Source organism: Stenotrophomonas sp. Br8, from assembly GCF_014763005.1.
Lineage (GTDB): Bacteria > Pseudomonadota > Gammaproteobacteria > Xanthomonadales > Xanthomonadaceae > Stenotrophomonas > Stenotrophomonas lactitubi.
This window is the reverse complement of the sequence record NZ_JACGTN010000017.1, coordinates 77,173-89,547: the sequence shown is the minus strand read 5'-3', so window position 1 is coordinate 89,547 and position 12,375 is coordinate 77,173. Positions and strand designations below refer to the sequence as shown.

Below are 12,375 nucleotides of genomic sequence, written 5' to 3'. Positions count from 1 at the left end.
TGCAATGTCCCCTCCCCCGAGCAGGTAGAAGCATGCGCAATGGCACCCTCCTTTACGCCCAGTCCGGCGGCGTCACCGCCGTCATCAACGCCACTGCCGCGGCGGTGATCGAACAGGCCCGCGCCAAGGGAATCAAGGTCCTGGCCGCGCGCAACGGCATCCTTGGCGCCCTGCGCGAGGAGCTGATCGACACCAGCAAGGAGAGTGCTGCGGCCATCCGTGCCCTTGCCCACACCCCCGGCGGCGCGTTCGGCTCGTGCCGGGTCAAGCTGAAATCACTGGAGGCCGACCGTGCCCGTTACGACCGCCTGCTGGAGGTCCTGCGCGCCCACGACGTGCGCTGGTTCCTCTACAACGGCGGCAACGACTCGGCGGACACCGCCCTGAAGGTATCGCAGCTGGCAAAAAGCTCCGGTTACGACCTGACCTGCATCGGCGTGCCCAAGACCATCGACAACGACCTGGCGGTGACCGACACCTGCCCCGGCTTCGGCTCGGCGGCCAAGTACACGGCCGTGTCCGTGCGCGAAGCGGCGTTGGACGTGGCGGCCATGGCCGAGACCTCCACCCGCGTCTTCATCTACGAGGCGATGGGCCGCCACGCCGGTTGGTTGGCTGCAGCCGCCGGCCTGGCCGGCACCGGCGAGGACGACGCCCCGCACATCATCCTGCTGCCCGAGCGCGCCTATGACGAGGCCGCGTTCCTGGCCAAGGTCAAGGCCGTGGTGGCACGCGTGGGCTACTGCGTGGTGGTGGCGTCGGAAGGCATCGCCACCGCCGATGGCCGCTTCGTCGCCGACGCCGGCGGCGGCAAGGACTCCTTCGGCCATTCGCAGCTGGGCGGCGTGGCCGCGCATCTGGCCGGGCGGGTCAAGGACCAGCTGGGGCTGAAGGTGCACTGGGCCCTGCCCGACTATCTGCAGCGATCGGCCCGCCACCTGGCCAGCAAAACCGACTGGGAACAGGCCCAGGCGGTGGGCAAGGCCGCTGTGCAGCTGGCGCTGAAGGGCCAGAACGGGGTGATGCCGGTGATCGTGCGCAGCAGCGATGCGCCGTATCGCTGGAAGATCGAAGCCGCACCGCTGTCGAAGATCGCCAACCATGAAAAGAAGATGCCGGCCAGCTTCATCCGCCGCGATGGATTCGGCATCACGGCCAAGGCGCGCGCCTACCTGCAGCCGTTGATCAAGGGCGAAGCACCGCTGCCCTACGGTAGCAATGGCCTGCCGAAGTACGTGACGCTGAAGAACGTCGCGGTGAAGCAGAAACTGCCAGCGTTCGAAGGCTGACCCCTCCGTCCCCTTTTCGGGAGGAATGCCATGGCGTTGCGTGTTGTTCGACTTGGCTCACCGCGAGCGCCCGGTGAAGGCCTGCGCATCGGCACTGTGCGGCGCCCGCCGCGCGGTGTGCCGCGCAGCGAGTTCGCGAAGCAGGACTGGTACGACGTCTGGTTTCCTACGCTGTCTCCCAGCGCGGAGCTGGTGAAACAGGCGCACGAGGCGAAGACCGCCGCCGACTGGACGGCGTTCTTCCGTCACTACAAGGTCGAAATGAAGACACCCGATGCCGCGCACGCGCTGGACCTGCTGGCCGCGCTGTCGCAGCACAGCGATATCGCGGTGGGCTGCTATTGCGAGGATGCAGCGCACTGCCACCGATCGGCACTGCGCGAACTGCTGGTGGCGCGTGGAGCGAGGCTTGCGGATTGATCAATGGGTTGCCGGCCAGCGGCCGGCACTACCTAGGTCTCCCTTGCAGTAGATCCACGCCATGCGTGGATGCTTGGCCTCAATTGCAGGCCTTGCCTTCCATCTGCAGCTGCGCGGCGAACATCGTCACCTGCGGGATCTTGCCGGCGGCGGCCTGCTTCTTGGCTTCTTCCAGATAGATGCGCGACTGGCCCTGCCCATCCAGCGCCTGCGCGTTGTTCACCGGCAGACGCCACACGCGCACCACCGCCTGCTGCGCCGGGCAGGCCGCATTCGGAACCCGGATCACATCATTGAGCTTCCAGCCCTTGTCGGCGCTCGGTTGTGCCTTGGCGTAGTCGACAAAGCGGGCGCGCGGCTGGCACTGCTCGCTGGTGCGCACCGCCGAGAAACGATAGGGCTCCGCGGCCTGGCCGGTGAACGCGCCTTCCAGGCGGGCACAGGCCTCGGGAATCTGCCGCAGCGTATGCACCGCGCCGACCGCCTGCGGTGCACCGACCGCGCGCTGCAGTTCGGGTGCTTCCGCCGCGAAGGCAGGCAGGGCCGGGGCCAGAACGGCAAGCATCAACAGGGACAGGCGCATGGGGATTCTCCGACAGGACTGCGCGCAGGCTTGCAGAGGTTGGCTTAACGGGGTGCAAAGGCGCATCCATCGAGCAGCCGCTGCGCTCGCCGGGCGCGGCCCGGCGCTACCATCCGGGCGCGGGTGCACGCATACTGCGGACACCAGGGAATGCTGAACACCGCCATACGTCGGACGACCACCAAGGTCGGTACGGGTTGGTTCCAGGCTGCAGCCCGTCGTCCCCCTCGTGGTGCAGTTCATCGCCACTGGATGCTTGTCCATCCATTTTGCGGAGGGGTCCAATGCTGGAACGTCACGGGCTGTCATTGGCGCTGGGCTGCGCCATTCTCGCGATCCTGTACGGAATCGTCTCGGCGCGCTGGATCCTGCGCCAACCCACCGGCAATGAACGCATGGTCGCCATCGCCACGGCCATCCAGGAAGGCGCGCGCGCCTACCTCAACCGCCAGTACCTGACCATCGGCATCGCCGGCGTGGTGCTGTTCGTGCTGGTCGGCATCTTCCTGAGCTGGTACACCGCGATCGGCTTCGCGGTCGGTGCGGTGCTGTCCGGCGCAGCGGGCTACATCGGCATGAACGTGTCGGTGCGCGCCAACGTACGCACTGCAGAGGCCGCGCGCCATGGCATCAGTGCGGCGATGGACGTTGCGTTCCGCGGCGGTGCGATCACCGGCATGCTGGTGGTCGGCCTGGGCCTGCTCGGCGTGGCCGGCTACTACGCACTGCTGCTGCGGCTGGGCCTGCCGATGGAACAGGCACTGCATGCACTGGTCGGCCTGGCCTTCGGCTCATCGCTGATCTCGATCTTCGCGCGCCTGGGAGGCGGCATCTTCACCAAGGGGGCCGATGTCGGCGCCGATCTGGTCGGCAAGGTCGAAGCCGGCATTCCCGAGGACGACCCGCGCAACCCGGCGGTGATCGCCGACAACGTCGGCGACAACGTCGGCGACTGCGCCGGCATGGCCGCCGACCTGTTTGAAACCTATGCGGTCACCGTGATCGCCACCATGCTGCTGGGCAGCCTGATGCTGGCCGAGGCCGGTGCCAATGCGGTGCTGTATCCGCTGGTGCTGGGCGGTGTTTCGATCATCGCTTCGATCATCGGCGCGCTGTTCGTGAAGGTGAAGCCCGGTGGCTCGATCATGGGCGCGCTGTACAAGGGCGTGATCGTCTCCGGTGTGCTGGCAGCGATCGCGTTCTATCCGATCACCACAGGACTCATGGCAGACAACGTGCATGGCCCTGTCGCACTCTACGGCTGTGCGTTGATCGGCCTGGTGTTGACCGGCCTGATCGTATGGATCACCGAGTACTACACCGGCACCCAGTACAAGCCGGTGCAGCACGTGGCGCAGGCCTCGACCACCGGCCACGGCACCAACATCATCGCCGGCCTCGGCATCTCGATGAAGTCCACGGCGCTGCCGGTTATCGCCGTCTGTGTGGCGATCTGGGGCGCGCACGCGCTGGCCGGGTTGTACGGCATCGCAATCGCCGCCACCGCGATGCTGTCGATGGCGGGCATGATCGTCGCACTCGACGCCTACGGGCCGATCACCGACAACGCCGGTGGCATCGCCGAGATGGCCGAACTGCCCTCGGAGATCCGCGACATCACCGATCCGCTCGATGCGGTGGGCAACACCACCAAGGCAGTCACCAAGGGCTATGCCATCGGTTCGGCAGCACTGGCCGCGCTGGTGTTGTTCGCCGATTACACGCACAACCTGCAGGCGGCCAATCCCGGCCAGGAGTTCCGCTTCGACCTCAGCGACCACACGGTGATCATCGGCCTGCTGATCGGCGGCCTGATTCCCTACCTGTTCGGCGCGATGGCGATGGAAGCGGTCGGTCGCGCGGCCGGCGCGGTGGTGGAGGAAGTGCGGCGGCAGTTCCGCGAAATCCCCGGCATCATGCAGGGCACCGCCAAGCCGCAGTACGACAAGGCGGTGGACATGCTGACCCGCTCGGCGATCCGCGAAATGATCGTGCCGTCGCTGCTGCCGGTCGCCGTGCCGGTGGTGGTCGGCCTGCTGCTGGGGCCACGCGCGCTGGGCGGCCTGCTGATCGGCACGATCGTCACCGGGCTCTTCGTGGCCATATCGATGACCACCGGCGGCGGTGCCTGGGACAACGCCAAGAAGTACATCGAGGATGGCCACTTCGGCGGCAAGGGCAGCGAGGCGCACAAGGCGGCAGTGACCGGCGACACCGTGGGTGATCCGTACAAGGATACTGCCGGCCCGGCGATCAACCCGCTGATCAAGATCATCAACATCGTGGCGTTGTTGCTGGTGCCGCTGTTGTAACAGGTCTGCGACTGACGGCCATGTCAATGGTCGTCAGTCGCAGCGCCCATGCAATAGCTGCCGCCGCAGGCACCATCGCCGCCTTGGAACCACGCTCCTTACCGCCTACCGAACGCGCCGCTGGCCATAGCTCTCCGAAAGACCCGGTCCCACGCAATCGGCGATACCCCAGTAGGCACTTAGCTCTCCACCAGGTAGCGGATCATCGAACGGATCTTCATCATCCGCGGTTGCCAACAACACCTGCAGCGGAGTGTCTGCAACCAAAGGGATTTCACAGATGACCGATCGAACTTCGTATTCAGACGTGCCGGCCTCGGGATCAATTCGTTCGACGGTCCCCACAATCGCCCAATGACAACTCTTCAGAATCCCGTCAGCGGAACGCACCGAACAGCTGATCTTGAAGGGGCGCTGATAGTCATAAACACCGTTGCAGAGCGCATCACCACAGGCAACGTCAAAGCCTTCGAGCCACCTTTCCTCCAGCCGATCGAACGCGGCGACCCCCATGCCAGGAGCAGGATAGTTACGCGCATCGACATAGGCGGGTTGTGCCTGGGCAATCGATGACAGAATGAGTCCGAGGGTTGCTGCAACCAACAATGCGCCATTCATCCCAGCCTCCCTGGCACACAGTCCCTGCTCAGACTCCACAGCGACTTATTGATTCCAGGCAATGGAACATGCAGCGGATCGTGCCTCCGTAGCCCGGTTGCCAGCTCGACAGCGCCCACTCGGGTGAGCCCCGGCAAAACGCAGTCATACGTCGTTGCCGCCCCGTGCGTAGCTCCTGTCGCCGGAGTCATTTCCAGCTTCATGGCGACAAATACCCAGTGGCAAACAGCAATTTCCCCGGAACGCATATCGGCGGAACAACGGAAATGGACGGGACGATACTCACCCAGAGAATTGGTGCAGGCGCGCTTTGCACACTCCCTGCTGAAGCTCTTTCCTATCGCTCTGGCTATTTCGGGAAAGTCAGATGTTTCCTTCGAATAGTTGCCCAGATCAACATAGGGTGATTTCACCGGCGCCGCCTCCAAGGAACAGGAAACACCAGCAATCCCCACAATCAACAATACGGTGACTGCCCGCATCGGAACTCTCCAGCGTTGAGTGGAGTTCCAGTCTGCGCGCCGAATCCAGCGTGCTGTACCGAGAAAACCCGGCTGTTGAGGTCAGAATTCACTGCAACACGATGTCGATCGTCTCAACTGAAGGACGATGATCTCCGCCCCCATGATCACTTGGCAGATGTAGATGGGCCCGCCCGTCGAAGGTGCTGTGCAGACCCGCCGCCGATCACCGTCCGCGCAGGTAGAACGCCACCGGCACCATCACTTCCACCGGGTCGCCGGCCACATCGGCCGGCGGCACCGGCACCGGGCTGGCGCGCTGCACGGTGTCCAGTGTCTCCTGGTCGAGCAGTGCGAAGCCACTGCTGCGCTCGATGCGCGGCGCCGACACACGGCCGTCGCGGGCAACGGCAAAGCGCACATAGGCCACGCCCTGCTGGCGCAACCGTTCGGACTGGCGTGGATAGCGCCGATGCTGTTGCAGGTGTCCCAGCAGCAACCCCTGCCAGGTGGCGTTGGCACTGCTGCGTTCGCCAGCGGTGGTACGCGGTGCAGCGTAACGTGCTGCTGCCTGTGCAGGAACGTCCGGCGGCGCCAGCGTGCGATCGACGTTGGCGTCCGCAGCGTCCTCTGTCGGCTTCGCAGCTGGCTCGACCGGGGCCGCAAGTTCCCCTTGTGGCAGCGCCGGCGCTTTGATCTGTTCGTGTTGCTTCGGCATGGTCACGCGCCGCTGCTGCTCCTGCTGCAACGGTCCGGCGGGCAGCGCGCGCGGCGGTACCGGCGGCGCCTGCGCGGCGGGAGCCAATTCCAGCATCAAGGCGGCAGGAGGTGCCACTGCTACGACCGGCGGCGTGCGCGACGCCCACCACCACAGCGTACCGATCAGCACCGCATGTGCCAGCAGTACGATCGCCAGGCTGGCTGCCCAGCGCTGCAGCCCGCTCATCGAGCGCCCTGCTCCAACCCGACCAGGGCGACCTTCAGGTAACCGGCACTGCGCAATGCGTCCAGCGTCGCCATCAGGTCTCCATAGGAGACGCGCTGATCGGCACGCAGATAGAGACGCTGCGACGTATCGCCATGCGTTGCCGAGCGCAGCGCGTTGGCGAGGCCATCGCTTGCCACCGGCGCCTCGCCCACCCGCAGCGACAGGTCGGCCTGCACGGTCACATACACCGGCGCATTTTCTACCGGCGTCGCCTGTGCGCTGCTGGCGGGGAGCTGCACGGGCACCGACACCGTAGCCAACGGCGCGGCCACCATGAAGATGATCAACAGCACCAGCATCACGTCGATGAAGGGCGTGACATTGATCTCGTGGGCTTCTTCCGGGGTGTCATCGGGTCCGGATGCGGTCCTGATCGCCATGCCGTGCCTCAGTTCACTGCACGCAGCGTGCCTGCCGGTGCACGGCGTGCAGCCCGATCCAGATCACGCGACACCAGTTGCTGCACAGCTGCGGACAGATCGCCCAGCAGGCCGCGCAGGCCCGCCAGCACCCGGGTGAAGTGGTTGTACACCAGTACCGCCGGGATCGCTGCGACCAGACCGAGCGCGGTAGCCAGCAGCGCTTCGGCAATGCCTGGCGCAACCACGGCAAGGTTGGTGGTGTTGCTGTGGGCGATGCCGATGAAGCTGTTCATGATGCCCCACACGGTGCCGAACAGGCCCACGAAGGGCGCCACTGCGCCAATGCTGGCAAGCACGCCGATGCCACGACGCTGGTTGCGTGCGGTCTCCAGTTCCAGGCGCTCCAGTCGTGACGCCACCCGCTCCTTGATCCCCTCGCGGTGATCAAGTTCCTGCGACAGATGCAGCTCGGTGCGCGCAGCATCCAGCATGGCGGCGGCGATGCTCTGCTGCAGTGCGGGCTCGCCGCCTGCAACCGGCAGGCTGGGTGCCGACAGCAGCCGGCTTCGTGCGAGGCGCAATGCGCGCGCCTGCCGGGCCAGTTCCCAGCCCTTGGCCAGCAGCACGGTCCAAGTGGCCAGCGAGGCTACAGCCAGGGCAATCATCACGCCCTTCACCACCACATCGGCAGCCAGGTACATGCCCCAGGGGGTCAGTGCGGGGGCGGTCATGGGGGCCAGATCAGCAGGCAGCATCGTCAGAGGTTCCATTGGAATCGGAAGAGGTGGTGCGACGGCGGGCAGCGCGCGGATCGGCGGCATCGTCCACGCCCACCAGCGGCGCAGGATCGAAACGTGGCGCCGGTCGACTCAGGACATAGCCGGCACTGACCGCAAAGAACAGGCCAACGCCCAGCAGCAGGCGCCAGGACGGGTGTGCACCCCAGCAGAACATCGCAAATCCCACCGCCATGCCCGCGCTGGCAAACACCTTGCCCTTGCGCGATACCGCGCCCTGCTCACGCCACAGGCGCAGCGACGGGCCGTAGCGCGGATGGGAAAGCAGCCGCTGTTCGAACCTGGGCGAACTGCGCGCGAAGCAGCCCACCGCCAGGATCAGGAAGATGGTGGTCGGCATGACTGGCAGCAGCGCGCCGATCACCCCCAGCGCGACCATCAGCCAGCCGAGCGCGAACCAGAGCCAGCGCATCAATCGCGCGCCAGCGGGCAGTGCTGGGACATCAGGAAAACTCCACTTCGACATGGCCGTGTACGCTGCGGAACGCGGCATCGGCGGCATCGATCACTTCCTGCTCCTGCGCCGGCGACAGCACCACTGCATCCAGTGCTGCAGTGAACTCGCGCCAGTGCCGCGCGGCCCCATCAGGATGTGCCGCCAGGTGGCGCGCACCGAAATCACGATCCAGGCCGAGCACAGCCGCCATCTTGTAGAGCACGGTGCCACCCAGGTTGGAACCTTCCGCGACATACAACCAGCCCAATGCAGTCGGCAGCGGCAGGTCATTCCCGAGTGCGATGATGTCCTCGCCCGGCAGCGCTTGCTCCAGGTCCTGCAGGTCGCTGCGTACCTGCTGCAGGCGGCGACGTTCAGCCAGGTCCGGCAGCAATGCGTCCAGCGCAGGGCTGGCGTACAACGCGTCGATGCTGCGGTGGAAGCGGTACTGCACGCGCAGGAAGCGAGCGAAATTGCTGCGGTCGGCAAAGATGTCGCCGGCCATGATGCGCTTGTCGAGGGCGCCATGGCTTTCGCGGGTGGCGGCCTTCAGCCGCACGCTGCGGCTGTCTTCGAGGGATGTCTGAACGGTCATCGGGAGTGCCAGGGAAAGCGTCCCCCTGTAGACGATCCCGGCGAGGGTTCCCCCAACCCTGCTTGCGTCGATAATGCAGGTTCCTTTCCATTGCCAGGACCCCACCGATGATCACCACCGAACCGCGCATGACCAACCTGTTCCTGCAGCTGGGTCTGGATGCCAGTGCCGAGGGCATTGCCCGGTTCATCGCCGACCACCAGCTGGCCGCCGGTGTGGAAGTGGCCGATGCCCCTTACTGGAACGAGGCCCAGCGCCAGTTCCTGGCCGAATCGCTGCAGGCTGATGCAGCCTGGACCACCGTGGTCGACGAACTGAACGAAGCGCTGCACGAAGCGGCGGTGAAGGCGGCGACCGGGCTGTAATCGCTCGCCGGGCATGGCCCGGCGCTACCGGTTGTTCGGTGGATCCACGCCATGCGTGGATGGCCGGACCCGATGGGGTCAGAGCCCTTTCCACAGGAAAGGGATCCGACCCCGCCGATCAGTACTTCCAGGTAAAGGCCAATCGCGCGGTCCGGCCCGGAGCCGGCATCACGCCCAGGGCCAACGGGTCCAGGTAGTAGCGGTCGGTCACGTTGTCCACGTTCGCTTCCACCGACAGCTGGTCGTTGAAACTCCAGCTCGCGAACAGATCCACCAGCGTGGTCGGCCGGTACAACTGCTGGATCGCCGACAACCCGACGTTCCACTCCTTGTCCAGCTTGCTGATCGGGCCGGCGTTGTGGACCACGCGGGTGCCGAAGGTCAGGCGCTCGTCGAACAGTCGCGAACCCAGGGTCAGGTTGACCATGTAGCGCGGCGGGTTCTGGGTGTTGCTGTAGGAACCTTCGAAGCCACCATCCACGCAGTCCGGCGTGCCGATCAGTTCCTCGATCCTGCGCTGGACGCCGTACGCGCGGCGTTCGGCAGCGATGTCCGGCGCGCAGGTCTTGGCCTTGAAGTAGTAGTGCGCCGACAGATCGGCAAACACCTTGCCGCTGTCATAGCTGGACTGGAACTCCATGCCCGACACCTTGAAACGGTCGACGTTGCGGATCAGGCCGGCCGACAACGTGCGGTAGTCGCGGGTGATCAGGTCATCGATGCGGGTATCGAAGTACGCCAGCTTCAGCGCCAGGCGGTCACCGGCAGTGAACAGGTCGTGCTGGATCGTACTGGCGCCCAGTTCCCAGCTGTGCGCGCGCTCGGGCTTGAGTTCGTCCACCGGCTTGGCCGCAGTGAACAGGCCGAGCGTGGTCTCGAACAGGCTCGGCAGCTTGGTGCCTTCGGCGTACTTCAGGTAGACCATGCTGTCTTCGCTGAAACGGAAGGCCACGCTGGCGGTCGGCGAGAATGCGCTGTCACGGCGGCGGATCGGCTGCGACCAGGTCCAGCTCACCGGCACTTTCAGATCCTCTGCAGCATCAGCGTCATAGAAGTTCCAGCCACCGATGTCGCCGACGGTGCCCTTCTTGTACGGCGAGGCCAGCAGCGACGCCTGGGTGAAGTTGCCGTTCGCGTCGGGATACCAGTTCAGCAGCGCGATGCGCTTGGCCCGCCACGACGGCAGCTTGGGATTGCCGTTGAGCAGCTCGGTGTAGCGGTACTGGCCCTGGACTTCGTATCCGTCCGGCGTGGCGAGGCGGTTGCGGTCATGCACGTCCACGCGGTTCCAGCGCCCGCCCAGCAGCATCTCCCAGTGTTCGTCCGGCGCCCACTTCAGCGACGCCACCGCGCTGTATTCCTTGCGCTCGGCATTGCGCAGGAAGCGGTTGTTGACCAGGTCGTCGTGCATGATCGGGCCGGAGCTGCCCGGGGCGATGTCTTCATCACTGTAGGACAGGCCGTAGTCGAGGGTGAAGCGGCCGGCACTGCTGTCGAACACCGAGGTGTTGCTGGCGTCCAGACCGAAGCGTTTCTGCCGCAACGGGTTGCGGTAGGCATCCTTGTAGCCGGGATTGCCGCTGAAGCTGGGCGCGTCGTACCACTCGGTACGGCGGTCGAAGTACCACGGGGTAATGCCGGTCAGGCTGTTGTACATCACGCTGTCGGCGTCGGTGTACCACGCGTTGACGCGCAGGTCGATCAGCTCGCTGTCCGGGTTGAACCGGTAGCGCAGGCTGTAGCTGTCCATGTCGACGTGGCCTGGATCCCATTGCGGGATGCGGTCACGTTCAACGCGGATGATCTGCGAGGCCATGATCTCGCCAGCGGTGCCTTCATAGCGACGATAGCCGGCTTCCAGCGTCTGCGCGTCGTCGATGCGCCAGGTGCCCTTGAGCAGGGTCGATTTCGAACGCGAGGACGTGTTGAACACTTCGGTGCGCGGCGGGTTCAGCGGGGCCAGGGTGCGACGGGTCTGCGGGAAATCGTCGTAGCCCTTGCTGCCGGAGAAGTAATTGCCGTTGTCTCGGTACGCATAGGCGGCCACCAGGTCGAAGCGATCCCAGTGCCCGGCGGCGGCCACGTTGAAGAACTGGCTGCCGGTGGCGCTGCGATCGCTGCGCGGCACGGCCTCGTAGCCGGGCAGGTTGTTGGCGCTGCCGTTGGCCAGTCCCCCGCGCAAGCGTACGCCGACATCGCGCCCCTCGCGCAGCACGTCATCGACATTCAGCGTTTCCATTTCGACCACGCCACCGATACCGCCGGAGGCATTGGCCTGCAGGCTCGGGCCCTTGGTGATGGTCAGCCGCGAGATCAGGTCGGGGTCGAGGTAGGTGCGCTGCGACTGGCCGGCATAGCCACGGTAGGTGTCCATGCTGGACTGGCCACCGTCGATGATGACCGGCACCCGGCTCTGGCCCTGGATGCCGCGGATGTTGACGTCGAAGCCATTGCCCACACGGGGATCGCCCGCGGTAACACCGGCCACGCCCTTGACGATGTCGCCGTTGGAGGTGCCGCGGAACCGCTCCAGTGCGACGCGGCCGATGCTGGTGGTCGAACCCACGCTGCGGTAGCTGTCGAGCAGGCGTGCTTCATCGCTGGCCGCGCCGCCCTGCACGCGGTCTCCGGCCACGCTGAGGGTATCGGTGACGATCACACCGCCCGTCTGGCCCGCCGCAGCGACCTCCAGCGTCACCGCATCGGCGCTTACCCGGCGCACGCTCAGGCCACTGCCGCGCAGCAGACGTGCTAGGGCCTCGTCGGCTGACAGCGTGCCGCTGACCGGTTGCGAGATCACGCCCTTGGCCAGCGTGCTCGGATAGACCACCTGCACACCGGACTGGCGCATGTAGGCGCGCAGTGCATCGTCCAGCGGTTGGTCGGGAATATCGAAGTGCTGTACCGCAGCCGGGCCAGCGGTGCTGGACTGCGCCATCACGGTGGGGGTGGCGGTTGCCAAGCCGGCGGCCAGCAGCGCGATGCACAGACGGGACGGGCGCGGTGAGCGGCCCGGGCGGCGGAATTCGTACATGGGGGAACCTGTCAGAGGAGCGTGGCCGCGGGCGCGGCATCATCCGCGCATGCGCGGACCCAACGACGTACGTGGCGGCGGCGGGTACGTTCGTGGATGAGACGCGTGGCGGCGT

Annotated in this window: 13 protein-coding genes; 4 read left to right on the top strand and 9 right to left on the bottom strand. The window is 65.9% G+C overall.

Annotation, left to right across the window (positions count from 1 at the left end):
- Positions 1-32: 32 nt before the first annotated feature.
- Both H3005_RS15560 and H3005_RS15555 read left to right on the top strand, forming a co-directional pair.
- Positions 33-1,289 (top strand): 6-phosphofructokinase, encoded by a 1,257-nt coding sequence (locus H3005_RS15560; RefSeq protein ID WP_191078544.1) that lies wholly within the window; start codon positions 33-35, stop codon positions 1,287-1,289.
- 30 nt (positions 1,290-1,319) lie between these two features.
- Entirely contained in the window at positions 1,320-1,709 is a 390-nt protein-coding gene (locus tag H3005_RS15555) for a DUF488 family protein (protein ID WP_191078543.1), read from the top strand.
- A gap of 79 nt (positions 1,710-1,788) precedes the next feature.
- On the opposite strand, the gene H3005_RS15550 is transcribed toward H3005_RS15555, so the two are convergent.
- Positions 1,789-2,292, bottom strand: a complete 504-nt coding sequence (locus H3005_RS15550; RefSeq protein WP_099821616.1) for a hypothetical protein — start codon at positions 2,290-2,292, stop codon at positions 1,789-1,791.
- Between the two features lie 284 nt (positions 2,293-2,576).
- On the opposite strand from H3005_RS15550, the gene H3005_RS15545 reads away from it, so the two are divergent.
- A complete protein-coding gene (locus tag H3005_RS15545; RefSeq protein ID WP_100460264.1) occupies positions 2,577-4,604 on the top strand; it encodes a sodium-translocating pyrophosphatase in 2,028 nt (675 codons plus the stop codon).
- A gap of 105 nt (positions 4,605-4,709) precedes the next feature.
- Here the strand turns inward: H3005_RS15545 and H3005_RS15540 are convergent, their stop codons facing one another.
- The 7 genes from H3005_RS15540 to H3005_RS15510 form a co-directional block, all read right to left on the bottom strand.
- A complete protein-coding gene (locus H3005_RS15540; RefSeq protein WP_191078542.1) occupies positions 4,710-5,222 on the bottom strand; it encodes a hypothetical protein in 513 nt (170 codons plus the stop codon).
- Positions 5,219-5,704 (bottom strand): hypothetical protein, encoded by a 486-nt coding sequence (locus H3005_RS15535; RefSeq protein ID WP_191078541.1) that lies wholly within the window; start codon positions 5,702-5,704, stop codon positions 5,219-5,221. Before H3005_RS15535 ends, H3005_RS15540 begins: the two co-directional genes overlap by 4 nt.
- Before the next feature lie 205 nt (positions 5,705-5,909).
- Complete coding sequence (locus H3005_RS15530; protein ID WP_191078540.1) at positions 5,910-6,629, bottom strand: energy transducer TonB; 720 nt, start codon at positions 6,627-6,629, stop codon at positions 5,910-5,912.
- Complete coding sequence (gene exbD, locus H3005_RS15525) at positions 6,626-7,051, bottom strand: TonB system transport protein ExbD (RefSeq protein ID WP_191078539.1); 426 nt, start codon at positions 7,049-7,051, stop codon at positions 6,626-6,628. Before exbD ends, H3005_RS15530 begins: the two co-directional genes overlap by 4 nt.
- A gap of 8 nt (positions 7,052-7,059) precedes the next feature.
- Complete coding sequence (gene exbB / locus H3005_RS15520; RefSeq protein ID WP_191078538.1) at positions 7,060-7,788, bottom strand: tonB-system energizer ExbB; 729 nt, start codon at positions 7,786-7,788, stop codon at positions 7,060-7,062.
- Complete coding sequence (locus tag H3005_RS15515; RefSeq protein ID WP_191078537.1) at positions 7,775-8,242, bottom strand: YbaN family protein; 468 nt, start codon at positions 8,240-8,242, stop codon at positions 7,775-7,777. The genes exbB and H3005_RS15515 overlap by 14 nt, the downstream gene beginning before the upstream one ends.
- 31 nt (positions 8,243-8,273) lie before the next feature.
- On the bottom strand, positions 8,274-8,861 hold the full coding sequence (locus tag H3005_RS15510; RefSeq protein WP_191078536.1) for a biliverdin-producing heme oxygenase: 588 nt from the start codon (positions 8,859-8,861) through the stop codon (positions 8,274-8,276).
- Positions 8,862-8,968: 107 nt separating this feature from the next.
- On the opposite strand from H3005_RS15510, the gene H3005_RS15505 reads away from it, so the two are divergent.
- Entirely contained in the window at positions 8,969-9,226 is a 258-nt protein-coding gene (locus tag H3005_RS15505; protein WP_032976752.1) for a DUF2789 domain-containing protein, read from the top strand.
- Positions 9,227-9,344: 118 nt separating this feature from the next.
- Here the strand turns inward: H3005_RS15505 and H3005_RS15500 are convergent, their stop codons facing one another.
- A complete protein-coding gene (locus H3005_RS15500) occupies positions 9,345-12,260 on the bottom strand; it encodes a TonB-dependent receptor (RefSeq protein ID WP_191078535.1) in 2,916 nt (971 codons plus the stop codon).
- Positions 12,261-12,375 lie beyond the last annotated feature (115 nt).